General features: G+C 60.1%; 24 protein-coding genes. 15 read left to right on the top strand and 9 right to left on the bottom strand.

Annotated features, from left to right (window positions below):
* Positions 1-139 precede the first annotated feature (139 nt).
* Genes S7A_RS15010 through uraH form a run of 8 tightly spaced genes read left to right on the top strand, consistent with a single transcriptional unit; the run spans position 140 to position 6308 of the window.
* Complete coding sequence (locus S7A_RS15010; RefSeq protein ID WP_009091921.1) at positions 140-925, top strand: transporter substrate-binding domain-containing protein; 786 nt, start codon at positions 140-142, stop codon at positions 923-925.
* Between the two features lie 10 nt (positions 926-935).
* Positions 936-1604 (top strand): amino acid ABC transporter permease, encoded by a 669-nt coding sequence (locus S7A_RS15005; protein WP_009091920.1) that lies wholly within the window; start codon positions 936-938, stop codon positions 1602-1604.
* Positions 1604-2260: an amino acid ABC transporter permease gene (locus tag S7A_RS15000; protein WP_009091919.1), complete on the top strand. Its 657-nt coding sequence runs from the start codon at positions 1604-1606 to the stop codon at positions 2258-2260. Before S7A_RS15005 ends, S7A_RS15000 begins: the two co-directional genes overlap by 1 nt.
* On the top strand, positions 2241-2972 hold the full coding sequence (locus S7A_RS14995; RefSeq protein ID WP_009091918.1) for an amino acid ABC transporter ATP-binding protein: 732 nt from the start codon (positions 2241-2243) through the stop codon (positions 2970-2972). Before S7A_RS15000 ends, S7A_RS14995 begins: the two co-directional genes overlap by 20 nt.
* A gap of 21 nt (positions 2973-2993) precedes the next feature.
* The gene (locus tag S7A_RS14990; RefSeq protein ID WP_009091916.1) at positions 2994-4229 is read left to right on the top strand and encodes an alanine--glyoxylate aminotransferase family protein; all 1236 of its coding nucleotides are present in this window, start codon (positions 2994-2996) and stop codon (positions 4227-4229) included.
* The gene (hpxK, locus tag S7A_RS14985) at positions 4226-5479 is read left to right on the top strand and encodes an allantoate amidohydrolase (RefSeq protein WP_009091915.1); all 1254 of its coding nucleotides are present in this window, start codon (positions 4226-4228) and stop codon (positions 5477-5479) included. Before S7A_RS14990 ends, hpxK begins: the two co-directional genes overlap by 4 nt.
* 2 nt (positions 5480-5481) lie before the next feature.
* A complete protein-coding gene (gene uraD, locus S7A_RS14980) occupies positions 5482-5976 on the top strand; it encodes a 2-oxo-4-hydroxy-4-carboxy-5-ureidoimidazoline decarboxylase (RefSeq protein ID WP_009091914.1) in 495 nt (164 codons plus the stop codon).
* Positions 5973-6308 carry a hydroxyisourate hydrolase gene (gene uraH / locus S7A_RS14975; RefSeq protein ID WP_009091913.1) on the top strand — a complete coding sequence of 112 codons (336 nt, stop codon included), beginning with the start codon at positions 5973-5975 and terminating at the stop codon, positions 6306-6308. Before uraD ends, uraH begins: the two co-directional genes overlap by 4 nt.
* A gap of 9 nt (positions 6309-6317) precedes the next feature.
* Here the strand turns inward: uraH and S7A_RS14970 are convergent, their stop codons facing one another.
* Together S7A_RS14970 and S7A_RS14965 are read right to left on the bottom strand one after the other, a co-directional pair.
* The gene (locus tag S7A_RS14970) at positions 6318-7085 is read right to left on the bottom strand and encodes an amidohydrolase (RefSeq protein WP_009091912.1); all 768 of its coding nucleotides are present in this window, start codon (positions 7083-7085) and stop codon (positions 6318-6320) included.
* Positions 7073-8233 carry a pyridoxal phosphate-dependent aminotransferase gene (locus S7A_RS14965; protein WP_009091911.1) on the bottom strand — a complete coding sequence of 387 codons (1161 nt, stop codon included), beginning with the start codon at positions 8231-8233 and terminating at the stop codon, positions 7073-7075. The genes S7A_RS14970 and S7A_RS14965 overlap by 13 nt, the downstream gene beginning before the upstream one ends.
* A gap of 305 nt (positions 8234-8538) precedes the next feature.
* Between S7A_RS14965 and S7A_RS14960 the strand changes: the two genes are divergently transcribed.
* From S7A_RS14960 to S7A_RS14950, 3 genes are read left to right on the top strand one after another with little or no spacing between them, the layout of a single operon-like run.
* On the top strand, positions 8539-9153 hold the full coding sequence (locus S7A_RS14960; protein ID WP_009091910.1) for a methylthioribulose 1-phosphate dehydratase: 615 nt from the start codon (positions 8539-8541) through the stop codon (positions 9151-9153).
* Complete coding sequence (gene mtnC, locus S7A_RS14955) at positions 9150-9833, top strand: acireductone synthase (RefSeq protein ID WP_009091909.1); 684 nt, start codon at positions 9150-9152, stop codon at positions 9831-9833. Before S7A_RS14960 ends, mtnC begins: the two co-directional genes overlap by 4 nt.
* Position 9834: 1 nt before the next feature.
* Positions 9835-10377, top strand: a complete 543-nt coding sequence (locus tag S7A_RS14950; RefSeq protein WP_009091908.1) for an acireductone dioxygenase — start codon at positions 9835-9837, stop codon at positions 10375-10377.
* Between the two features lie 64 nt (positions 10378-10441).
* Here the strand turns inward: S7A_RS14950 and mtnA are convergent, their stop codons facing one another.
* Positions 10442-11464 carry an S-methyl-5-thioribose-1-phosphate isomerase gene (mtnA, locus tag S7A_RS14945; RefSeq protein WP_009091907.1) on the bottom strand — a complete coding sequence of 341 codons (1023 nt, stop codon included), beginning with the start codon at positions 11462-11464 and terminating at the stop codon, positions 10442-10444.
* 122 nt (positions 11465-11586) lie between these two features.
* Here mtnA and mtnK point away from each other — a divergent pair, with 122 nt between their 5' ends.
* Complete coding sequence (gene mtnK / locus S7A_RS14940) at positions 11587-12786, top strand: S-methyl-5-thioribose kinase (RefSeq protein WP_009091906.1); 1200 nt, start codon at positions 11587-11589, stop codon at positions 12784-12786.
* Between the two features lie 92 nt (positions 12787-12878).
* Here mtnK and fadE read toward each other — a convergent pair whose 3' ends face one another.
* Entirely contained in the window at positions 12879-15329 is a 2451-nt protein-coding gene (gene fadE, locus S7A_RS14935) for an acyl-CoA dehydrogenase FadE (protein ID WP_009091905.1), read from the bottom strand.
* A gap of 255 nt (positions 15330-15584) precedes the next feature.
* On the opposite strand from fadE, the gene lpcA reads away from it, so the two are divergent.
* Together lpcA and S7A_RS14925 are read left to right on the top strand one after the other, a co-directional pair.
* Entirely contained in the window at positions 15585-16163 is a 579-nt protein-coding gene (lpcA, locus tag S7A_RS14930) for a D-sedoheptulose 7-phosphate isomerase (protein ID WP_009091904.1), read from the top strand.
* Positions 16164-16214: 51 nt separating this feature from the next.
* Positions 16215-16982: a class II glutamine amidotransferase gene (locus S7A_RS14925; RefSeq protein WP_009091903.1), complete on the top strand. Its 768-nt coding sequence runs from the start codon at positions 16215-16217 to the stop codon at positions 16980-16982.
* On the opposite strand, the gene dpaA is transcribed toward S7A_RS14925, so the two are convergent.
* Complete coding sequence (dpaA, locus tag S7A_RS14920) at positions 16953-17699, bottom strand: peptidoglycan meso-diaminopimelic acid protein amidase (protein WP_009091902.1); 747 nt, start codon at positions 17697-17699, stop codon at positions 16953-16955. The genes S7A_RS14925 and dpaA overlap by 30 nt on opposite strands.
* 246 nt (positions 17700-17945) lie before the next feature.
* Here dpaA and dinB point away from each other — a divergent pair, with 246 nt between their 5' ends.
* Positions 17946-19001: a DNA polymerase IV gene (gene dinB / locus S7A_RS14915; protein ID WP_009091901.1), complete on the top strand. Its 1056-nt coding sequence runs from the start codon at positions 17946-17948 to the stop codon at positions 18999-19001.
* Between the two features lie 34 nt (positions 19002-19035).
* Here dinB and S7A_RS14910 read toward each other — a convergent pair whose 3' ends face one another.
* The 4 genes from S7A_RS14910 to pepD all read right to left on the bottom strand — a co-directional run bounded on the left by S7A_RS14910 (position 19036) and on the right by pepD (position 24350).
* Positions 19036-20103 carry a sugar ABC transporter substrate-binding protein gene (locus S7A_RS14910; RefSeq protein ID WP_009091900.1) on the bottom strand — a complete coding sequence of 356 codons (1068 nt, stop codon included), beginning with the start codon at positions 20101-20103 and terminating at the stop codon, positions 19036-19038.
* A gap of 25 nt (positions 20104-20128) precedes the next feature.
* A complete protein-coding gene (locus S7A_RS14905; RefSeq protein ID WP_009091899.1) occupies positions 20129-21130 on the bottom strand; it encodes an ABC transporter permease in 1002 nt (333 codons plus the stop codon).
* Positions 21127-22632: a sugar ABC transporter ATP-binding protein gene (locus S7A_RS14900; RefSeq protein WP_009091897.1), complete on the bottom strand. Its 1506-nt coding sequence runs from the start codon at positions 22630-22632 to the stop codon at positions 21127-21129. The genes S7A_RS14905 and S7A_RS14900 overlap by 4 nt, the downstream gene beginning before the upstream one ends.
* A 260-nt stretch (positions 22633-22892) precedes the next feature.
* Complete coding sequence (gene pepD, locus S7A_RS14895; RefSeq protein WP_009091896.1) at positions 22893-24350, bottom strand: beta-Ala-His dipeptidase; 1458 nt, start codon at positions 24348-24350, stop codon at positions 22893-22895.
* Positions 24351-24592: the final 242 nt, after the last annotated feature.

The following is a 24592-nucleotide window of genomic DNA, read 5'->3' as shown; positions in this document are numbered from 1 at the left end:
AATCCTCCCCGGTTACGCCCCTTTTTCAGTGAACTCTTTGCCGCTTAACCCTTTTTCCGCCGCTGCCCTTGTTGGCACATTAGTTGCAGATTGCCTGTTAAAGAATCTTTTGTTTCATGACATTTCACCGGGGTGCATAATGAAAAAAGTTTTAATGGCGGTTGCAACAGCGGCATTACTGATGGCACAGGCGGGAAGCGCACTGGCCGATCAACTGCAGGACATTCAGAAGCGCGGTGTGATCCGCGTGGCCGTTCCGCAGGATTTCCCGCCGTTTGGCTCGGTCGGTACCGATCTGCAGCCGCAGGGGTATGACATCGACATGGCGAAGTACCTGGCGAAGCAGATGAAACTTAAGTTGCAGCTGGTGCCGGTCAGCAGCGCCAACCGGGTGCCTTATCTGCAAACCGACAAGGTCGATCTGGTGATCTCCAGCATGGGTAAAAATGCGGAGCGTGAAAAAGTGATCGACTTTACCCGCGCTTATGCGCCGTTCTTCCTGGGCGTCTTCGGACCGAAAGGTGACGAGATCAAAGCGGCCAGCGCGCTGAGCGGCAAGTCGATTGGCGTTACCCGCGGCGCGGTGGAGGATATGGTGCTGAGCGAAGTGGCTCCGAAAGATGCGCAGGTGAAACGTTACGAAGATAACAACACCACCTTATCGGCATATCTCTCCGGCCAGGTGCAGTATGTCGCCACCGGCAACCTGGTGGTCGCCGCCATTGCCCGCCAGAATCCGGAAAAAGCGCCGGTCGCTCAGTTTATGCTGAAAGATTCGCCCTGCTTTATCGGTCTGAAGAAAGATGAGCCTGCGCTGAAGGCGAAGGTGAATGCGCTGATTGAGCAGGGGATTAAAGATGGCACCCTGAACAAGCTGTCCGAAGAGTGGCTGAAAGCGCCACTGCCCGCCAGCCTGGGCGCATGAGGACAGATTCATGACCGGGCAACTTAACTTTCCCGCGTTGTGGCCCTACTGGCCGGAGCTGCTTTCCGGCCTCTGGGTCACCATTCAGCTGACGCTGCTGGCGACCACCGGTGGGGTGGCGATTGGCATCGCAGGCGCGGCGCTGCGCAGCGGTAAACCGGGCTGGCTGAGCCGCCTCTGGGGCCTCTATGTCGAGCTGATCCGTAATACGCCGTTTGTGGTGCAGCTGTTCTTTATCGTTTTCGGTCTGCCGAATCTGGGTCTGAAACTCACCGCCGGTGAGGCGGCGCTGCTGGCGATGCTGATCAACCTGGGCGCTTACAGCACCGAGATCATCCGTGCCGGCATCCAGGTGACCCCGAAAGGGCAGTGGGAAGCGGGGCGGGTGCTGGGATTGACCCGCAGCCAGACCTTTCTGCGGGTAGTGTTACCCCCTGCGCTGCAGCGGATTTATCCGGCGCTGGTGAGCCAGTGCATTATTGTGATGCTGGGGTCGTCGGTGGTGTCGCAGGTCTCCTACGAGGAGCTGACCTTCGCCGCCAACCTTATTCAGTCGCGCACGTTTCTGAGCTTTGAGGTTTATCTGGTGACCACGCTGATCTACCTGGCGTTGTCGATTGCGATGCGCCATCTGCTGCTGGCGATAGGCCGTAAATGGTTTGGAGTGCAGCCCTCATGATGACGACCTTTACCGACTGGGACATCGTGCGCAACCTGCTGCTGGCGGCGCGCTGGACCCTGTTACTGTCGCTGGTGGCCTTTGTCGGCGGAACCCTGGTGACGCTGCCTCTGCTGCTGCTGCGTCTGCTGCAGCGCAAATGGCTGACGCGTGCGATACGGGGTTACACCGCGCTGTTTCAGGGAACCCCGCTGCTGATGCAGCTGTTTCTGGCCTTTTTTGGCGTCGGCTTATTTGGCATTGATGTGGCACCCTGGACGGCCGCCTCGCTGGCGCTGACCTTCTACACCAGCGCCTTTCTGGTGGATATCTGGTACGGCAGCATCCGTGCCCTGCCGAAAGGGCAGTGGGAAGCGTCACGCTGCCTCGGCCTGACTTTTGGTCAGACGCTGTGGCGGGTGGTTGCACCGCAGGCGATCCGCATCGGCATCGCCCCGACGGTAGGTTTTGCCGTACAGGTTATCAAGGGCACCGCGCTGGCGTCGATTATCGGGTTTATCGAGCTGACCAAGGCGGGCACGATTCTGAACAACGTGACCTACCAGCCGTTTAAAGTTTTCGGGCTGGTGGCGCTGGGCTACTTCCTGATGTGTTATCCGCTGTCTCGCTACAGCCAGTATCTGGAGAAAAAATTCAATGCCGCTCATCACCATTAATCAGGTGCAAAAATATTACGGCGACAACCATGTGTTGAAAGGCGTGGATCTGGATATCGACATGGGAGAGGTGATCTCGATCATCGGTCGCAGCGGATCGGGCAAAAGCACGCTGCTGCGCTGTATGAACGGGCTGGAAGGCTATCAGGAGGGCAGCATCAAGCTCGGCGGCATGACCATCACCAGTCGTGACTCGCAGGCGCGTGAAATCAGCCGCTCGATTGGCATGGTGTTTCAGAACTTCAACCTCTTCCCGCACATGACGGCGCTGGAAAACGTCATGCTGGCACCGCGCCGCGTGCTGAAGAAAAGCGACGCTGAATGCCGGGCGCTGGCGACGCAGATGCTGGAGAAGGTGGGGCTGGGCGAGCGCCTTAACTATTACCCTGCCAGCCTCTCGGGCGGCCAGCAGCAGCGCGTGGCGATCGCCCGTGCGCTGGCGATGACGCCCAAAGTTTTACTCTGTGATGAGATCACCTCTGCGCTGGATCCCGAACTGGTGGGCGAAGTCCTGAAAGTGCTGGAGCAGCTGGCAGCGGAAGGCATGACGCTGATCCTCGTCACGCATGAAATGAATTTCGCCCGCGACGTGGGCGATCGAGTGGTCTTTATGCATCAGGGGCGCGTCTGGGAGCAGGGCGACAGCAAAACGCTGTTTGCGCAGCCGCAGTCGCCGGAGCTGAAGCAGTTTATCTCTTCAGTGCGTCTCTGAGTCTTAAAAAAGGAAACCCGCATGGATATCAATCATTACCCGCAAATTAATCCGCCACAGCGTCTGCTGATGGGACCCGGCCCGATCAACGCCGATCCGCGCGTGCTGCGCGCCATGTCGAGTCAGCTGCTGGGGCAGTACGACCCCGCGATGACCCACTACATGAACGAAGTGATGGCGCTCTATCGCGGCGTATTTCGCACCGAAAACCGCTGGACGCTGCTGGTTGATGGCACCTCCCGCGCCGGTATCGAAGCGATTCTGCTCTCCGCTATCCGGCCTGGGGATAAGGTGCTGGTGCCGGTGTTTGGCCGCTTCGGCCATCTGCTGTGCGAGATCGCCCGCCGCTGCCGGGCAGACGTCCACACCATCGAAGTGCCGTGGGGCGAGGTCTTTACCCCCGATCAGATTGAAGAGGCGATTAAAAAAGTGCGGCCACGCCTGCTGCTCACGGTGCAGGGCGACACCTCCACCACCATGCTGCAGCCGCTGGCGCAGCTGGGTGCCATCTGTAAGCAGTATGGCGTGCTGTTCTACACCGATGCTACCGCGTCGCTGGCGGGTAACGCGCTGGAAACGGATGCCTGGGGACTGGATGCCGTCTCGGCGGGAATGCAGAAATGTCTGGGCGGGCCTTCCGGCACCTCGCCGATCACCCTGAGCGCAGAGATGGCCGCGGTGATCCGCAAACGTAAATGCGTGGAGCAGGGGATCCGCACCGAGGCGCATCAGGATGGCGAGGAGGAGATGATCTACTCCAACTATTTCGATCTCGGCATGATCATGGATTACTGGGGCCCGGAGCGACTCAATCACCATACCGAAGCGACCAGCGCGCTGTTTGGCGCGCGTGAATGTGCCCGCCTGATCCTGCAGGAGGGGCTGGACAACGGCATCGCCCGTCACAAACTGCATGGTGAGGCGATGCTGAAGGGCATTCAGGGGATGGGGCTGGAAACCTTCGGCGACCTGAAAAACAAAATGAACAACGTGCTGGGTGTGATGATCCCGTCAGGCGTAAATGGCGACCAGGTGCGCAAGCTGATGCTGGAGGATTTCGGCATTGAGATCGGCACCTCGTTTGGCCCACTGCATGGCAAGGTCTGGCGCATCGGCACCATGGGCTATAACGCGCGTAAAGATTGCGTGCTGCAGACGCTGGCCGCGCTGGAAACGGTGCTGACTCACCTGGGGTATCGCACGCCGCAGGGCGCGGGGGCTCAGGCCGCCTGGGATCACTACGGGAGCCAGGCATGATGATGAGCGCCAGCGAAGCCCTCGCTGCTGCACAGCGCGTCATGGCGCGCTGTGATGCGCTGGCAGCGATTAGCGAAACGACGGAGGGCCTGACCCGCGTCTACCTGTCGCCGGAACATCTGCGCGCCAACGCCTGCGTTGGGGAGTGGATGCAGGCGGCGGGGATGACGGTCTGGCAGGATGAAGTCGGCAATATCTGTGGCCGCTACGAGGCAGCCGAAGCGGGGGCGCCCGCGCTGCTGCTCGGTTCGCATCTCGACACGGTACGTAACGCCGGTCGCTACGACGGAATGCTGGGCGTGCTCAGCGCCATCGAAACCGTACAGTGGCTTCATGAGCACCAGTGCCGTCTGCCGCTGGCGATAGAGGTGATCGGTTTCGGTGATGAAGAGGGAACCCGCTTTGGCATCACGCTGCTTGGCAGCCGCGGTATTACCGGCAGCTGGCCGCAAAGCTGGGTGACCCATCCCGATGGCAACGGCATTACCGTGGCGCAGGCGATGGCGGATGTCGGGCTCGACAGTGCGCAAATCGGCGCGGCGGCCCGACGGATAGAGGACATCGTCGGCTATCTTGAACTGCACATTGAGCAGGGCCCCTGCCTGGAGCAGGAGGATCTGGCGCTGGGCGTGGTCACGGCCATCAACGGGGCGCGTCGTCTTCACTGCCGTTTTACTGGTGAGGCGGGCCATGCCGGCACGGTGCCGATGACCCACCGCAAAGATGCGCTGGCCGCAGCCGCCGAGTGGATGGTGTTTATTGAGCAGACCACCCGTGAGCAGGACCCGCAGCTGGTCGCCACCGTCGGCACCCTCAGCTGTGCCCCGGGGGCGGTGAATGTCATCCCTGGCGAGGTGTCGCTGTCGCTGGATGTGCGCGGCCCGCTCGATCATCCGCTGGAGACCCTGCTCTCCACGCTGTTAACCCAGGCCGAAGCGATTGCGCTGCGGCGTGGAGTGCAGTTTACGTCGAACGAATTTTATCGCATCGGGGCCACCGCCTGTGACTCGGCGCTGCAGCAGGCGCTGAGCCATGCGGTTGAAACGGTGCAGGGGCGCAGCCTGTCGCTGCCAAGCGGAGCCGGACATGACGCCATCGCCATTGCTGAACGCTGGCCGGTCGGTATGCTGTTTGTGCGAAACCATCGCGGCATCAGCCATCATCCGGCCGAGTCTGTCGCGGTGCAGGATGTGGCACCGGCGCTGCAGGCCTATCTGCAGGCGGTCACGCTGATCGCCGGACGGAGCTGAAAATGGAATTAACGACGTTTAATCAGCTGCCGGCCGACGAGGCGCTGGCGGCTATCCGGCATTGTGTGGCGATCCCACACTGGCAGCAGTCGCTGGTGGCCGCTCGTCCGTTTGCCACCACAGACGCGCTGCTGACCCGCGCCGACACGCTGGCCCGCCAGTGGCAGCAGCCCGATCTGGCGGCGGCGCTGTCGGCGCATCCGCGCATCGGCGAACGCGCGCGGGGCGCAGACAAAGAGGCGACCCTGTCGCGCGGCGAGCAGTCCGCCATGCAGCAGGCCGATCACGCTCTGCAACAGGCGATGCAGCAGGGTAATCAGGCCTATGAGGCGCGCTTTGGCCGGGTCTTTCTGATTCGCGCGAAAGGGCGCAGCGGCGAGGAGATGCTGGCAGCGTTGCAGCGCCGTCTGCAGAATGACGATCAGGCTGAACAGCAGGAGGCGCTGGATCAGCTGCGTGAAATCACACTGTTACGCCTCAGGGAGACGATTCAATGAGTACCGTTACCACGCATATTCTCGACACGGCGCTGGGAAAACCGGCCAGTGGGGTGGCCATCTCGCTGGAGCAGAACAGCCCGGAGGGGTGGTTTCCCGTCTCTCAGGGTGAAACGGACAGCGACGGACGACTGAAAGATCTGACCCCGGAGCCGCTGACGCCGGGGCACTACCGCCTGACCGCTGAAATCGGCGACTATTTTGCTGCCGCCGGTCGGGATGCGCTCTACGTCAGCGCGCAGATCGATTTTATGATTGCCGAGGCGGGCAGCCATTTCCATCTGCCGTTTCTGATTTCCCCCTGGTCCTGGTCAACCTACCGCGGCAGCTGAGCCGGCCGTTTACAGCGAAAAGCGATCCGCATCCTGCCAGGCGGGGAAGCGTTCGCGGTAAGCGTGAAGCGCCTCCAGCGACAGCGTCGCATCCAGCCGGGCGCGCTGATGTGGCTCCGCCGCACTCAGGATCTCGCCCTGCGGCGAAATAATCTGGCTGTCGCCGCTGTAGTGATGCTGATTGCCATCACTGCCGACGCGGTTGCAGCCTGCGACATATGCCTGATTCTCAATCGCCCGCGCTAACAGCAGCGCCTGCCAGTGTAAGGCGCGCGGCGCTGGCCAGTTGGCGACGTAGAGCGCCAGATCGTAGTCGTTGCGGTTGCGGGAGAAGACCGGGAAGCGCAGGTCGTAACAGATCTGTGGCAGGATGCGCCAGCCGCGCCACGCCACCACCTGACGCGCTTCGCCGGGCTGATAGTGGTGATGTTCATCCGCCATGCGGAACAGATGTCGCTTGTCATACTGGTGCAGCGTGCCGTCCGGCTCCACCAGCAGGAAACGGTTCACCGCGCCGTTTTCGGTCTGGATCGCCGCGCTGCCGCCCACCAGCGCATCGCTGCGGCGGGCATGCTGATGCAGCCACTCCACCACCCGCGCCTGCGGCAGGGAGCTTTTCGCAGCCTCCATCGCAAAGCCGGTGGTAAACATCTCGGGCAGGATAATCAGATCGCGTCCGGTGACTCCGGCCAGCTGTTCGTCAAAATGACGCAGGTTGGCTTCGCCATCCATCCAGCTCAGCGTCTCCTGCAAAAGCGTGATTTTTAAAGCTGACATAAGCGCTCCGCGGCAGCATCCAACGTCGCCGGCTGTTTAGCAAAACAGAGGCGGATCAGTTTATGAGGAAAAGGATCGGCGCAGAACACCGACAGAGGAATCGCGGCGACGCCCACTTCGCGGGTCAGCCACTGGCAGAAACTGACATCATCCAGATCGGAGATCGCGCTGTAATCCACCAGCAAAAAGTAGGTGCCCTGGCACGGTAAAACCCTGAAGCGGCTGTGACGCAGTGCATTCGCCAGCCGATCGCGGCGGTCGCGATAGAAGGCGGGCAGGGCCTGATAGTGCTCCGGATGCTCACGCAGCATATCGGCAATCGCCAGCTGCGCCGGGGTATTGACCGAGAAGGTCAGATACTGATGCACCTTACGCAGTTCAGCGCTGATCGCCGCCGGGGCGATGCAGTAGCCCACCTTCCAGCCGGTCATGTGAAAGGTTTTGCCAAACGACGACACCGCGATGGCGCGCTGACGCAGGTCAGGATAGGCCAGCACGCTGGCGTGGCCCGCTTCATCAAAACAGATATGCTCGTAAACTTCATCGCTCAGCACGTAGACCGGTCGCGCAGCAATCGCCTGCCACAGCGCGGCAAAATCCTGCTGCTGCCAGACGGTGGCTGACGGGTTGTGCGGGGTGTTCAGGATCACCAGCCGGGTTTTATCACTCAGCAGCCCGGCAAACGCCTGCCAGTCTGGCCGGAAGGCGGGCGGCTGCAACGCCATGCGTTTCATGACGCCGCCCGAGAGCGTGACCGCCGGGGCATAGCTGTCGTAGCTGGGATCAAAGCAGATCACCTCATCGCCCGGACGCACCAGCGCGGTAATCGCCGCATAGAGCGCTTCGGTTGCGCCCGCCGTCACCGTAATCTCCGTTTCCACATCAGGCTGATAGTCATAAATCCGCGCGGTTTTCTCCGCGATCGCCTGACGCAGCGGCAGCGCCCCGGTCATCGGCGCGTACTGGTTCGCGCCCTGGCTGACGTGATAGGCCAGCCGCTGCTGCAGATAGTCCGGGCCGCTGAAATCGGGGAAGCCCTGAGAGAGGTTGATGGCGTTATACTGCTGCGCCAGCGCACTCATCTGGCTGAAAATCGTGGTGCCGAGCGCCGGAAGTTTGCTCTCGGGGATCAGGTTGTGCTGCGTCATGATGTCAGGCCTTAAGCGCGAAGAGAGAAGCGGGGTCACCCGGGGTTTGTGCCACTATAAACAGGATGGTAGTATTTGGCAATCAAGACGCTTAGACGTCTAAATGCTTTATGCTCTGCGCGTCAGCGGCGTTGGCCGCGCTTGCTTACCCGGGTCACTTACTCATGTAAGCTCCCCGGGATAAGCGCGCTTGCCGCCTTGCTGACACACGGATCATTTCGCCTTTAACTGCTTTATGCTTCGCGCGTTAGCGGCGTTGGCAGCGCCTGCTTACGAGGTATCACCTTTCACCGCAAGGAACCTTTATGTCGCAGAGTCATCCGTTAGATCAGCTGGTTGCCGCCTGTCACTGGATAGGCATGAAAGGCTGGGCTCCGGCCACCGGCGGGAATATGTCGGTACGCCGCGACGGGCATGTCTGCCTGCTGAGCGAATCGGGCAAAGATAAGGGCACGCTGACGCGTGATGACTTTATCGAGGTCGATATCGCCACCAGCCAGTCGCTGTCGGGCCGTAAGCCCTCGGCAGAAACCGGCCTGCACACGCTGATCTATCGCCTCTTTCCTGAAGCGGGCGCGGTGCTGCACACCCATACGGTCAATGCCACGGTGCTGTCGCGGGTGGAGCAGGGCGCGGCGCTGCTGCTGCACGGCTATGAGATGCAAAAATCGCTAAGCGGTCAGCATACCCATCTGGACACGGTGGCGATCCCCGTGTTCGACAACAGTCAGGATATCGTGGCGCTGGCGTCAGAGATTGAAGATTACGCCGCCCGCTTTCCGCTGCGTTACGGCTTCCTGCTGCGCGGCCACGGCCTGACCTGCTGGGGCGAGGATGTCAGCGAAGCGCGCCGCCATCTGGAAGGTCTGGAATTTTTATTTGAATGTGAACGTCAACGTCGCCTGCTGGAGAAAGCATGATCCGCGCCATTGTTACTGATATTGAAGGCACCACCAGCGATATTCGCTTTGTGCACAACATCCTGTTCCCCTATGCCCGTCAGCATCTGGCGGACTTTCTGCGAGAGCATCAGCATCAGCCAGAGGTCGCGGCGGCGCTGCAGTCGGTGCGGGAAGAAGCGGGGCAGCCGCAGGCCGATCTGGCGGCGGTCATCGCGATCCTGTCCGATTTTATGGATCAGGATCGTAAATCCACCGGGCTGAAAGCGCTGCAGGGCATGATCTGGCGCGACGGCTATCTTAACGGCAGTTTTACCGGCCATCTCTATCCCGATGTGCTGCCTGCATTACGCCGCTGGCAGGCGCAGGGCATTGAACTCTATGTATATTCCTCCGGTTCGGTTGCGGCGCAGAAATTGTTATTTGGCTACAGCGACGAAGGTGATATTACTGACATCTTCAGCGGCTACTTTGATACGCACGTCGGCGCTAAACGCGAGGTGACAGCCTATCGCACGATCGCCGCTGAGATCGGGCAGCCAGCGGAGCAGCTGCTGTTCCTCTCTGATATTCGTCAGGAGCTGGATGCCGCCGCGGAGGCGGGCTGGCAGACGATACAGTTACTGCGTGGCGAGGCGGACAGCGAGAGCCGTCATCGTCAGGTGACGGATTTTTCCCAGATTAACCCGGAGTCGATTTAGCATGAGCGCACTGACGATTTTTACTGACCGCGAAGCAAGCCAGCCGGTCTGGCACAGTACCGAAGCAGAGGCGATTCGGGAACGCCTGAACGCGAAAGGGGTGCGTTTTGAACGCTGGGAAGCCGATCGTGATCTGGGTGAGAACCCGGATGCGGAAACGGTCATTAAGGCCTATCAGCATGCGATTGATCGGCTGGTGGCTGAGAAGGGCTATCAGAGCTGGGACGTGATCAGTATGCGCGCCGACAATCCGCAGAAAACGGTGCTGCGTGAGAAGTTTCTTTCCGAGCATACGCACGGCGAAGATGAGGTGCGTTTCTTTGTCGAGGGGGCCGGGCTGTTCTGTCTGCATCTTGACGGTGAGATCCTGCAGATCCTCTGCGAAAAGAACGATCTGATCTCGGTGCCTGCGGGCACGCCCCACTGGTTTGATATGGGATCGTCACCGCACTTCACGGCGATCCGGATTTTCGACAACCAGGAAGGCTGGGTGGCGCACTTCACCGGCGATAAGATCGCCGATGCCTATCCGCGTCTGGCCTGATCGGCCCACGGCCGGAAAGGGGTTTGCGGTGAGCCTCCGCGCTGCCGCAAACCCCTGATATCGCTTACTGCGGCTGGAAGATGCCGCTCTGCACCTGGTCAGGCGTGACCACCCCCGTGTCGAGTATCCAGCCGCTGATCAGGGCGGCTGGCGTCACATCGAACGCCGGATTGAAGACCCTGGCCGTTTCCGGTGCCCACTGCACGCTGCCAAAACTGCCCGCCACGCCCGTGACTTCGCTGGCGGCGCGCTGCTCTATCGGGATGGCGGCGCCATCCGGGCAGTGACGATCCAGCGTAGTATGGGGAGCCGCGACGTAGAACGGAATCTGGTGATAGTGGGCCAGCACCGCCAGGCTGTAGGTGCCGATTTTATTGGCCACGTCACCGTTGGCGGCAATGCGGTCGGCACCGACCCAGACCGCATCCACCTCGCCGCGCGCCATCAGGCTGGCGGCCATGGAATCGGTGATCAGGGTATAGGGGATCGCCAGTTCGCCCAGCTCCCACGCGGTTAACCGGCCGCCCTGCAACAGCGGTCGGGTTTCATCCACCCAGACATTTTTGATCCACCCCTGCTGATGCGCACGGGCAATCACGCCCAGCGCGGTGCCCACGCCCGCGGTGGCCAGCCCGCCGGTATTGCAGTGGGTGAGCAGCTGGCTGCCCGGTTTGATCCGCGTGCAACCGGCTTCAGCAATCGCATCACAGAGCTGTTTATCCTCCTGCACCAGCCGCCAGGCTTCGTCCGTCAGCGCAGTGACAAACGCCGGCTGGGCCAGCGCCACTTTCATCCGGTCAAGATTGTTCATCAGATTAACGGCGGTTGGCCGGGCGGCACGCAGATGTTCCAGCGCCTGTGCCAGTTCAGCGCGGGTCTGCCCCTGTTCAGCCAGCAGCGCCAGCAGCAGTGAGGCAGAGAGGCCAATCAGCGGCGCACCGCGCACCCGCAGCGCATGAATATGGTCAATCAGCTGCGTGACGCTGTGTGCGGGCAGCCAGTTCTTTTGCTGCGGCAGCGCCTGCTGATCCAGAATCCAGAGCTGATTGTCACGAACCTCTAAGCTGGTGGTTTTGAGTGTCTGCATTGTGGGTGAAATCCATGTTGCGTTAATGATGCGTATTGTGCCAACATGCTGAACGGATGTATAGACGTCTGAACGGCTTATTACACCTGGGTTATCCGCCTTCGATTGATGAGGAACAGGCAATGTCGCAATACCGTACCTTTACTGCTGCTGATGCTGTTGAGTATGCCCGGCAATTTAGCGGCGTGGACGATCCTGCCGCGCTCTGCAGCGCTGAAGAGATTGGTGATGGCAACCTTAATCTGGTGTTCAAAGTTTATGACGATCAGGGCCGGAGCCGGGTAGTGGTCAAGCAGGCATTGCCCTATGTGCGTTGCGTCGGGGAGTCCTGGCCGCTGACGCTGGATCGGGCGAGGCTGGAAGCGCAGACCCTGGTCGAGCACTATAAATATTGTCCGCAGCATACGGTGCAGGTGACGCATTATGATGCGGAGCTGGCGGTGATGGTGATGGAGGATCTCTCCAGCCACCGTATCTGGCGCGGCGAGCTGGTGAAGGGCGCTTACTACCCGGAAGCCGCAGCGCAGTTAGGCGTTTATCTGGCACAGACCCTGTTTCATACCTCCGATTTCGTTCTGCATCCGCATCAGAAAAAGGCGGAAGTGGCGCGTTTCATTAATCCGGAAATGTGTGAAATCACCGAAGATCTCTTCTTTAACGATCCCTACACCGATCATGAGCGTAACAGCTACCCTGAAGCGCTTGAGCCGCTGGTGGCCAGCCTGCGCAACGACGATGCGCTGCGCATTGCCGTCGGCGGGCTGAAGCATCGCTTTTTTGCGCATGCCGAAGCGCTGCTGCATGGCGATATTCATAGTGGCTCGATTTTCGTGGCTGACGGCAGCCTGAAGGCAATTGATGCGGAGTTCGGTTACTTTGGCCCGATTGGGTTTGATGTCGGAACGGCGATTGGCAACCTGCTGATTAACTACTGCGCGCTGCCGGGGCTGCTGGCTCCGCGTGAGGCAGCCGATGCGCGCGAGCAGCGGCTGAGTGATGTCCATCGTCTCTGGTCGACGTTTGCTTCGCATTTTCTGGCGCTGGCGGCAGAGAAAACCCGCGATGAGGCGTTGTCCTGGCCCGGCTATGCGGCGGCGTTTCTGCGCAAGGTCTGGGCGGACACCATCGGTTACTGCGGCACCGAACTGATTCGGCGCACGGTGGGGATGTCCCACGTGGCGGATATGAAGCTGATTGCCGATCCGGCGATGCGCACGGACTGCATTGGTAACGCGATTAATTTAGGACGTACGCTGATCCTGGCTGCCGATCAGGTGGAAGATGTGGATGCGCTGATTGCCCGCATCCGCCAGGCGGGATAAAAAAGGCCGACATGATGTCGGCCTCTGAAACAGAGCTGGCTCAGGAAGCATAAGTTCAGCAGCCCGGTGCGGCTATCACACCGGCCTGAACCCTACGCCGCCTCGCTGGTGCGCGACGCAGGCTGAGGCGCTTTCTCCGCCACCGGCACCGCCAGTGCATCTGCCTCAAACTCATCCACGTTGATGGAGCGCAGACGGCTGGCTTCAGCACGCTGCAACACCTCTGCTTCCTTCGCATCGATCCAGCCCTGCTCCAGCGCACGCTTTGCCAGCGCATCCAGACGGGTGAAGGAGAGATGCTGCTTTGTCTGTTTGCACAGGCGGTCATAAATCACTTCGGCTGCCATCACCTCCTGCAGCGCCTGTTCCATCTGACCGGCGGGGTTATTCTCGCCCGGCGTCAGATAGATGCCCCGGCCCAGACGGCTGCGGGTCGCTGACGGCTGTTGCAGCAGTTTTGCCAGCTGGTGATCCAGACGATCAGACGGGGCAGGGCAGTGATGTCCGCCCGCAAAGATAGCCATGCGTAAGGCACCCGCGACCAGCCGGTTCGGGAAGTTGCGCAGCAGATCGTCCATCGCGACCTCCGCCTGATGCAGGGCATCCTGCACGCCCCAGTGAACCAGTGGCAGATCGGCTTCATTACGGCCTTCATCGTCATAGCGTTTCAGGGTGGCTGAGGCAAGATAGAGCTGGCTCAGCACATCGCCCAGGCGCGCCGAGATGCGCTCGCGGCGTTTCAGACTGCCGCCCAGTACCGCCATCGACACATCTGAGAGCAACGCCAGGTTGGCACTGATGCGGTTCAGATGCTGATAGTAGCGACGGGTGGCATCGCGGGTCGGGCTGGCGCTGGTGCGTCCGGCGGTGAATCCCAGCCACAGGCTGCGCACGGTGCTGCTGCCGACGTGGCCGATGTGACTGAACAGCGCATCATCGAAGGCATTAACATCGTTGCTGGCGGCGGCGGCCATCTCCTGCAGAACATACGGATGGCAGCGGATCGCTCCCTGACCAAAGATAATCATGCTGCGGGTCAGGATATTCGCGCCTTCCACCGTGATGGCGATGGGCGCACCCTGATAGGCGCGTGCCAGGAAGTTACTGTTACCCAGCATAATGCCTTTGCCGCCGGCAATGTCCATGGCGTCAATAATGGCGCGCTGGCCGCGGTGGGTGCAGTGATATTTCACAATCGCTGACAGCACCGCCGGTTTTTCACCCTGCATAATCCCGGCGGTTATCAGCGTGGCCGCGGCGTCCATCACATAGGCGTTACCGGCAATGCGCGCCAGCGGCTCTTCAATCCCTTCCATCTTACCGATAGAGAGCCGGAACTGACGACGGATGTGCGCGTAAGCGCCGGTTGCCAGCGCCACACTCTTCAGGCTGCCGGTTGAGTTGGAGGGCAGCGTAATGCCACGGCCCACCGACAGACACTCCACCAGCATCCGCCAGCCCTGTCCTGCCATTTCCGGGCCACCGATGATGAAGTCAATCGGCACAAAGATATCCTTGCCGCGCGTCGGCCCGTTCTGGAACGGCACGTTGAGCGGAAAGTGGCGATGACCAATCTCCACGCCCGGCGTGCTGGTCGGGATCAGGGCGCAGGTGATGCCCGGGCTGGCGTTATCGCCCAGCAGATGATCCGGGTCGGTCAGTTTAAAGGCCAGGCCGAGCACAGTGGCGATCGGGGCCAGGGTGATATAACGCTTGTTCCAGGTCAGCCGCATGCCCAGCACCTGCTCACCCTGCCACTCACCCATGCAGACCACACCGGTATCCGGGATCGCACCCGCATCTGACCCCGCTTCCGGACTGGTCAGCGCAAAGCAGGGGATCTCTTCACCGCGCGCCAGTCGCGGCAGATAGTGATTTTTCTGCGCTTCGGTACCGTAATGCTGCAGCAGTTCGCCCGGACCCAGTGAATTAGGTACACCCACCGTGATCGCCAGAATCCCGGAGACGCCCGCCAGTTTCTGCAGAACACAGGCCTGCGCATAAGCGGAGAAGGCCAGTCCGCCATACTCTTTTTTAATGATCATCGCGAAGAAACGATGCTCTTTCAGGTAGGCCCAGAGTTCCGGCGGCAGGTCGGCCATCTCATGGGTAATCCGGAAATCGTTCGCCAGGCGGCACGCCTCTTCAACCGGGCCGTCAAGAAAAGCCTGCTCTTCCGGCGTCAGGCGCGGCTGCGGGTAGTTATGCAGCTTCTGCCAGTCCGGCTTGCCCTGAAACAGATCGCCTTCCCACCAGGTGGTGCCCGCATCAATCGCTTCTTTCTCGGTGCGGGACATCGGCGGCATCACCTGCTGGAAGCGCTGTAGCATCGGCTGTGAAAAGAGTCTGCGACGCAGCGACGGCAGGTTGAACGGCAGCAGCAGGATCGCCAGCGGCAGCAGGAGCCACGGCGTCCAGAGATGCGCGACCGCCATCGCGGCGGTCCACAGCAGCAGGATCGCGCTGGCGGTCCGCAGCGACAGGCGGTGATAGAAGAGGGCGCCAATCAGCGCCACCGTGGCAAGTATCGAAACAACCATCATAGTGAACCACTCCGCAAGTAGTAAGAGGTCTGACCTGTTATGTAGAGAGGTTTAGAGCAGCCGGGCGGATTTATCAATTTGTTTACATCGCAATTACAACCTGCCTCACAAAAACGGATTTTTGCCGTTTTATTCGACAACCGGTGTCGGAATCCACACCGCTACCGCCGGGTCAGGCGTGGCATGAAGCTTTGCGCTGACCAGCCATTCCGTTAAACTTGCTGCGATTAACCTCTTCTTATAAAGGACATCCCTATGTACCAGGACATCATCCGCTCTGAGCTTAATGAAGCTGCTGATACGCTGAATAAATTCCTCAGCGATGACGCCAATATTCATGCGATCCAACGTGCTGCGGTGCTGCTGGCTGACAGCTTCAAGGCGGGTGGCAAGGTGCTTTCCTGCGGTAACGGCGGCTCCCATTGTGATGCGATGCATTTCGCCGAAGAGCTGACCGGCCGCTATCGTGAAAATCGTCCTGGCTATCCGGCGATTGCCATCTCTGACGTCAGCCATCTCTCCTGCGTCAGTAATGACTTTGGCTATGACTACGTCTTCTCACGCTATGTGGAAGCGGTGGGGCGTCCGGGCGACGTGCTGCTGGGCCTCTCAACGTCGGGCAACTCTGCCAATATCATTAAAGCGGTTGAAGCCGCCCGTGCGCAGGGGATGAAAGTGATCACCCTGACCGGCAAAGATGGCGGTAAGATGGCAGGCAGTGCCGATATTGAGATCCGGGTGCCACACTTTGGTTATGCCGATCGCATTCAGGAGATCCACATCAAGGTGATCCACATCCTGATGCTGCTGGTCGAAAAAGAGATGGTGAAGTAACTGCGCTGGCCTCCTGTCTGACGGGAGGCCGCTTAATCAGAGGCGGTGGCTATGTGCGAATTGCTCGGGATGAGCGCCAATGTTCCCACGGATATCTGTTTCAGCTTTACCGGACTGGTTCAGCGGGGCGGGGGAACCGGGCCTCACAAAGATGGCTGGGGCATTACCTTTTACGAAGATAAAGGCTGCCGTACGTTTAAAGATCCGCTGCCGAGCTTTAACTCTCCGATTGCGCGTCTGGTGCAGGAGTACCCGATCAAGTCGCACTCGGTGGTGGCGCACATCCGTCAGGCGAATCGCGGGCAGGTGTCGCTGGAGAATACCCATCCGTTCACCCGCGAGCTGTGGGGCCGCAACTGGACCTACGCGCACAACGGGCAGCTGAAGGGCTATAAGCAGCTGGAGACCGGCACATTCCGGCCGGTGGGGGAAACGGACAGTGAAAAAGCGTTCTGCTGGATCCTGCATCAGCTGGCGACACGCTATCCGCGCACGCCGGGCAACTGGCCGGCGGTGTTCCGCTTTATTGGCGAGCTGGCCACCGCGCTGCGGCAGAAGGGGGTATTTAACATGCTGCTGTCAGACGGACGTTATCTGATGGCCTTCTGCTCGACCAACCTTTTCTGGATCACCCGTCGCGCCCCGTTTGGCCGGGCACAGCTGCTTGATCAGGATGTGGAAGTCGATTTTCAGCAGCACACCACGCCGCATGACGTGGTGACGGTGATTGCAACGCAGCCTCTGACGGCCAATGAAACCTGGCAGCGGATTGCGCCAGGTGAATGGGCGTTATTCTGCCTTGGAGAGCGCCAGGAATGAATGGGAAGCGGCTTCGGGACTGGCTAAAACCGGTGCCGGGCTGCTGTTCATCACATATTTCCCGCTGGCGACATTGACCATCGGCGGCTGGTGATACTTCGCAAAGTAAGCGTATCCCGGCTGCAGCTGCTGCCAGAAGCTGGCATAGGTGGAGTAGCGGTGACGCTGCATGTTGCTGTCGGTCATGCGGAACGGATAGATGCTGATGCTGACATCCTGCTGGCCGTTTCGCAGCGCGGCATTCACATAGGTAAAAATCTCATCCATATAGGCGTTGGTCATCGCATAGCAGCCAATCGACTTACAGTCGCCATGGATCATCAGGTAGTTACCGCTGTAACCCTGATTGCGATCGTACTGATTCGGGAAGCCGATGTTGATGGCGCGATAAAAGCGGCTGTCGGGCTTCAGCTGATTCAGCTTCACGTTGTAAAAACCTTCCGGGCTTTTGAAATCGCCTTCACGGCGTTTCGGGCCGAGGCCGCCAGAAAAGTTGCAGATGCGGTAGGTATCCAGCAGGCGATATTCGTTACCGATTTTGCCGTAGAGTTCGAGCGTGCGTTCTTCCTTGAAGATCTGGATGTAGACCGGCGTGCCGAGTAACTGCTTCTTTAATTCTTTGCTGACCGGTGCCGCTGACTGAACGGGTTCGGGTGTCATTGCCATGCTGAGGGCTGGCAGTAAAATCATCGCAAACAGGAGTGCGATTTTGCCCATGCTGTGTATACCTTGAGGTGAATAGAACATGACACAAATTTTGCGTCTTTGTTGGCATTATCGGAACTATCCGCTACCGCAGCGCAACATTAAACATTGTCTGTTTTTTTAGCAAGACGGCGTCGGCCAAATTCGCGATTTACTGAAGGTTATTCGGCCAGAAATTTGTAAACTTTATTCGCCCGGGCAACAAATATTGCAGTTACCCCTGTCAGCTGTATACTTATCCAGTGCCGGAGGGGGGGTATGCGTAAAATCATTCATGTCGATATGGACTGCTTCTATGCCGCAGTGGAGATGCGTGACAATCCCCGGCTGCGCGACATCCCGATCGCCATCGGTGGCAGCCGCGAACGTCGCGGGGTCATCAGCACCGCCAACTACCCGGCCCGCAAATTTGGCGTGCGCAGCGCTATGCCGACCGGCATGGCCCTGAAGCTATGCCCGCATCTGCGCCTTCTGCCAGGACGTTTCGACGCCTATAAGGAAGCCTCCGCGCAGATCCGCGAAATCTTTTCCCGCTATACCCCGCTGATTGAACCGCTCTCGCTGGATGAAGCCTATCTGGATGTGACCGACAGCCCGCACTGCCACGGCTCGGCCACGCTGATGGCGCAGGCGATCCGCGCCACGATTTACCGTGAAACCGGGCTGACCGCCTCGGCCGGCATCGCCCCGATCAAGTTTCTGGCCAAGATCGCCTCCGACCTGAATAAGCCGGACGGGCAGTGTGTTATCACCCCGGCAGAGATGCCTGACTTTTTACTGACGCTGCCGCTGGCGAAGATCCCTGGCGTAGGCAAAGTCTCTGCAAAGAAGCTCGAAGAGATGGGGCTGGTGACCTGTGGCGACGTGCAGAAGGCCGATTTAGCGCTGCTGCTGAAGCGCTTTGGCAAGTTTGGCCGGGTGCTGTGGGAGCGCAGCCACGGCATTGATGAGCGCGGCGTGATCGTTGAGCGCGAGCGAAAATCGCTGGGGGTCGAACGCACGCTGGCGGAAGATATCAGCGACTGGGAGGCCTGCCTGGAGATCATCGATTTTCTCTATGCCGAACTCGACCGCCGGCTGACGCAGATCCGACCCGACAGACAGGTGGCGCGTCAGGGCGTCAAACTGAAGTTCAGTGATTTTCAGCAGACCACCCAGGAGCATATCTGGCCGGTGCTGAATAAAGAGGACATGATCGCCATCGCCCGCAAGACCTGGGATGAGCGCCGCGCCGGGCGCGGTGTGCGGCTGGTGGGACTGCACGTGACGATGGTAGATCCCCAGCTGGAACGTCAGCTCCTGCTGGGTTTATAAGTCAGCCTCACCCGCCGGCAGGGCTGACGCCAGATTACTTCTGATATTTCGCGGCCAGGGTGGCGAACCACGGCGCGACAAAATCCTCGTTGCTGCCCCAGCCCGGAATGATTTTGTTCAGCGAGGCGACGTTCACCGCGCCAGGCTGGCTGTTCAGCTGCTGCTGAGAGATTGACGCCGCTTTAAACTGATACGTCGCTGGTGTCTCTTCACCGGCAATCTTCTTCGCCACCAGCCGCATATTGACCGCGCCAATGGTTTTAGGATCGACCGCCACCGTCTGCACCCAAGGGCTGTTTTTCTCACGCATCAGCTGCAAATCCTGGTTCGAGACATCGATGCTATAGAGCTTGATCTCGGTCCGGCCATTCTCCTGCAGCGCCTTGTAAGCCCCCTGGCTGAACGCATCCCAGGCTCCCCAGATCGCGTCGATTTTGCCTTTCGGGTATTTCGCCAGAATCGCACCAATCTTGTTGGCGGTGTCGCCCTGCACGTCAGTTGAAACGGCCCCAATCGACTCCAGCTGATGAATGCCCGGATTCTCTTTCAGCAGTTTTTCATATACCACCTGACGGCGCTCCATCGGCGGGAAACCGGCGACCCACAGCTTGACGATATTCGCCTTGCCGTGGAAATCGTTGATCAGCTGGCCCAGCGACAGCTGCGCCAGCGAGGCATCATCCTGAGCGGTAACGGTGACGCCGGGAATCGGGCTCTCCACCGGGGTATCAAACACCGACAGTTTGATGCCCGCATCGGCAATCCGCTTCACCAGCCCGCTGGCGTAGGGCGCCTTACCGTGCGACAGCACGATGCCGTCATACTTCTGGCTGATCGCCTGATTAACGAAGTCCTGGAAGCGCGCGTCGTCGCCGTTGCTGAGGAAGGTGCTGACCTTAAAGCCAAGCTGGCGACCCTGCTGAATGGCACCGGCAACAAACTGGGTGGTGTTGTCATCGGAGCCGAGATTGCGGATCACCGCAATGCGGATGGGGCCGTCATGACCCGCGATGGCCGCAGGCACCGGGGTGACGGTCTCCGCGAAGGCGGCGCTGGCGTTCAGCAGGCTCAGGGCCAGCAGCGAGAGCGTTATTTTTTGCATTGTTATCAACTCCGATAGACGCGCCTCAGCGGCGCTGGATATAGGTGATCGCCAGTGCTAAAGCCAGCACCAGCCCTTTGATGATGTCCATGGCGTAGTAGGGCACAGAGAGCATGACCAGACCGTTCTGCAGCACGCCCAGGATCACCGCGCCGACCAGCGTGCCGAGCGCATTCGGCTTGCCGGAGCCCGCCAGTGAGAAGCCTATCCACGCCGCCGCGACCGCGTCCATCAGGTAGCCGCTGCCGGCGTTGACCTGGGATGAACCGATGCGCGAGGCGAGTAGAATGCCGCCCAGGCCCGCCAGCAGGGAGGCGATGACGTAAGCCAGTACCCGGTAGCGGGTGGTGCGGATGCCGGAGAGGCGCGCCGCTTCCGGATTACCGCCCAGCGCATACATCCGGCGACCATGTTTGGTCAGGGAGAGCGCCAGCTGTGCCGCGACGGTCACCACCAGCATGATGATGACAATGGTCGGCACCTGACCGAGCAGGCCAAACGCCGCCGGAATGGTGCCTTCCGCCATATCACCGCTCGGCAGCACCATGTTCTCGGTGATCGACCCGCCGAAGCTGTAGGTCATCGCCACACCCTGAATCACGAACAGGGTCGCCAGCGTCGCCAGCATGTCGGGGATGCGCAGGATCACAATCAGGAAGGCGTTGAACAGCCCGACCAGCGTGCAGAGCGCCAGGGTGATCAGAATCGCGGTAGTGGTGCCAAAGCCGTACCAGACAAACAGTGAAATCACCAGCGCATTAGCCAGCGAGGCGGTCGAGCCGACCGACAGATCAAAGCCGCCGACGGTCAGGGAGATGGAGACGCCAACGGCAATGACCGTCACAATCGCGATCGAACGCAGAATGTTGATGATGTTATTGGGTTCAAGGAAGCTGTCGGAAGCCAGCCCAAAAGCGGCGATCAGGATCACCACCGTGAGCAGCATGCCCCATTTATAGAGAAAGTCGAATAGCTGGTGATGCCACGGGGTGGCGGTCAGTTTAAGATGGGTCTCTTTGCTGCTCACGCAGGGGTTCCTCCGGTGGAATAGAGCAAAAGCGTCTCTTCGGTGACGTCGTCTGCAGCCAGTTCAGCCACAATGCGTCCATCCCAGAGCACGCAAATCCGGTCGCATAAGCCGACCAGTTCAGAAAATTCACCCGACGCGTAGATAATCCCTTTCCCTTCCCGCGCCAGGCTGTCGATGAGGGTAAACAGTTCGGTTTTGGCTTTGATATCGACGCCTTTGGTCGGCTCATCGAAAATCAGCACGTCGGCGTTATTGCGCAGCCATTTACCGATCGCCACTTTCTGCTGATTGCCGCCCGACAGGCGGCGCAGCGTCTGAGCCGGACCGGTGGTGCGCACCTGCAGCTGCCGGATAATCTGCTCGGCCCAGCGCCACGCCTGACGATGACCAAACAGGCTCCAGCGCGAAAAGCTGTCATCCGCGCTGACGCTGAGGTTCATCGCGACCGACTCATCGATGAAAATGCCCTCTTTGCGCCGCTCCTCCGGCACCAGCGCCATGCGACGGCTGACCGAATCGTGCGGCGAGCGGGGCTGCCACGGCTCACCGTGCAATTCACCCCGGCTGACGCGACTTTGTGTGGCGCCGAACAGGGCTTTGCAGAGTTCGGTTTTCCCCGCGCCGGCCAGGCCGGCAATACCCAGAATCTCCCCTTTGTGCAGGCGCAGCGAGATAGCCTGCAGCCGCTGCGCATCGTGAAGTCCCTCCACCGCCATCAGCAGCGGCTGCGCCTGCTGTGGACGACGCGGCGGGAAGATGTCGGTCAGCTGATGACCCAGCATCTTCTCAACAATCTGCTCTCCGCTCAGCGCGGCCATCGGGCCGGTTTCAATCAGGCGGCCGTCGCGCAGCACCGTCAGACGATCACAGATGGCTTTCAGTTCATGGATGCGGTGAGAGATAAAGACCACGCCGATGCCGCTGGCCTGCAGGCGACGGACCACGGCAAACAGTCGTTCACTTTCATGCTGGTCCAGCGGGGCGGTGGGTTCGTCCAGTATCAGGAAGCGGCAGTGGTGCGACAGCGCCCGCGCTAACAGAATCTGCTGCTTTTCCGCCAGCGTGCAGCGCTCCACCAGCCGGTTAACATCCAGCGCCACATCGAGCTGAGCCAGCAGCGCCCGCGCCTGACGGCGGATCTCTCCCCAGCGATAGCGGTGACCCGGCTCGGCCAGTCGGTCCAGCAGGATGTTTTCTGCCACGCTGAGCTGCGGCACCAGCGCCACATCCACTTCCTGCTGAACCAGATGAATGCCCAGCTGCTTAGCCTCGCGCGGTGTGCGAATGGAGACCGGCTGGCCATCAAGCAGGATCTCGCCGCTGTAGTGGCTGTGCGCGCCGGACAGGATCGCCATCAGCGTGGATTTGCCCGCTCCGTTCGCACCGGTGAGCGCATGAACCGAATGGCCTTCACTGCGGAAATCCACCGACGATAGCGCGGCAAACCCGCCAAAAGCGATGGAGATGTTACGCATCTCAAGGCAATTTAACCCTGGCATGTGATGACTCTCCTGAAGAATGAGTGGCCGCATTTTTTCCTGAACCTTCAGGCGCGGCAACAGCCGAAAGCGCATAAGCTAGCACGAAATCTTATTAGCCATCCAGACATCCGGACATAATGGCGGCTATAACCAGCGAAGCGCGGGAACGTGGCGGAATAGCGGGGGAAAACGAAAAGAAGGCAGCGAATTATGCTGGGGGAAAGTGGCAGGCATAAAAAAACCAGGCCGGAGCCTGGTTCATTTTTCTGACGACCGGATTACTTTTCTGGCACCACATTCAGCAGGGTGGTCAGCAGTTTCCAGTAAAGGCCAACGCTTTCAATATGCACCTGCTCATCAGGCGAGTGCGGCCCGGTGATGGTCGGCCCAATCGACACCATATCCATGTTCGGGTAAGGCTTCTTGAACAGACCACACTCCAGACCGGCGTGGATCACCTGAATGTTCGGCGTCTTGTCGAACAGGGCGATGTAAGTCTGACGGGTCAGCGCCATGATGGCGGAGTCCGCATCCGGCTGCCAGCCAGGGTAGCCGCCTTTCGCTTTGGTCTGCGCACCGGCCAGCTGGCCCAGCGAGGTCAGCATCTGCACCACATAATCGCGGCCGGTGTCGATCAGCGAGCGGATCAGGCAGTTGATCTCGGCGTGATCCTCTTCCATCGTCACCACACCGATATTCAGTGACGTTTCAACCACGCCTTTCGCCACGTCTGAATTGCGGATGACGCCGTTTGGCGTGCTGTTCAGCAGGTTCAGAAAGCGATCGCGGCTGTCAGCGCTCAGGGCGGCACCCTGATGCGCCAGTGGCTCGGTGACCAGGGCGATGTTCGGCTCTTTGATACCGTGCTCGTTCTGGATGGCGCTCAGGAACTGCGCCGCCGCCGATTTCAGCGCATCCGCTTTGTGGCTTTCAACCGCAACGGTCGCAAAGGCTTCACGCGGAATGGCGTTGCGCAGTGTGCCGCCGGTGAAGGTCAGCAGACGCAGATCCAGTTCAGCCGCGTGGGCCGCCAGGAAGCGCGCCAGCAGCTTGTTGGCGTTGCCGAGGCCCATGTGAATATCGGCGCCGGAGTGACCGCCACGCAGTCCTTTCAGCGTCAGCTTCAGGGTCTGGAACTCAGCAGGCACGGCCTCACGGGTCAGCGGCAGGGAGGAGACGAAGTCGATACCGCCCGCGCAGCCCATGTAGATCTCACCTTCCTCTTCAGAGTCGGTGTTGATCAGGATTTCGGCCTGCAGCCAGTTGGGCTGAAGACCGAATGCGCCATCCATGCCGGTCTCTTCGGTCATGGTCAGCAGCACTTCCAGCGGGCCGTGGGTCAGGCTGTTGTCAGCCAGCACCGCCAGCGCTGAGGCCATACCGATGCCGTTATCGGCACCCAGCGTCGTGCCGCGCGCTTTGACCCACTCGCCATCAATCCACGGCTGAATCGGGTCTTTGGTAAAGTCATGCACGGTGTCGTTATTCTTCTGCGGCACCATGTCGAGGTGCGCCTGCAGCGCGACCGGGGTCCGGTTTTCCATGCCAGCGGTGGCGGGCTTGCGAATCAGGATGTTGCCGACCTGATCGCGCTCACACCAGAAGCCCTGCTCTTTAGCCCAGCCGGTGATGTAGCTCGCCAGCGCTTCTTCGTGAAAAGAGGGGTGAGGAATAGAGCAGATCTTAGCGAAAATATCCCACAGCGGCTGTGGAGAGAGTTGAGACAATTCAGACACGACAGGTCTCCTGTGTCAGTGTACCGGCGAGGCCGGACATCGCGAGTTTCCAGTGAAAAATCGCCGTCAGAGAATCTGACGAGCCAGGCCCGAGAATATCACTGTTTTTCACCGGGTGCGCTCCCGGACGCGCTAAAAAGCCGCAACCAGCGCGCGGGTGCTGGTTTTTAGCGCGTCAACTCCTTATAATCTCGCGCAACCTTTTCCCCGTTGCACATTTTTAAGCCACTTCGGTTGGCTGG

Source organism: Pantoea sp. Sc1 (genome assembly GCF_000255315.1).
GTDB classification, from domain to species: Bacteria; Pseudomonadota; Gammaproteobacteria; order Enterobacterales; family Enterobacteriaceae; genus Pantoea; species Pantoea anthophila.
Note: the sequence above shows the minus strand (reverse complement) of the source record. Positions and strands in the feature narration are given on the sequence as shown.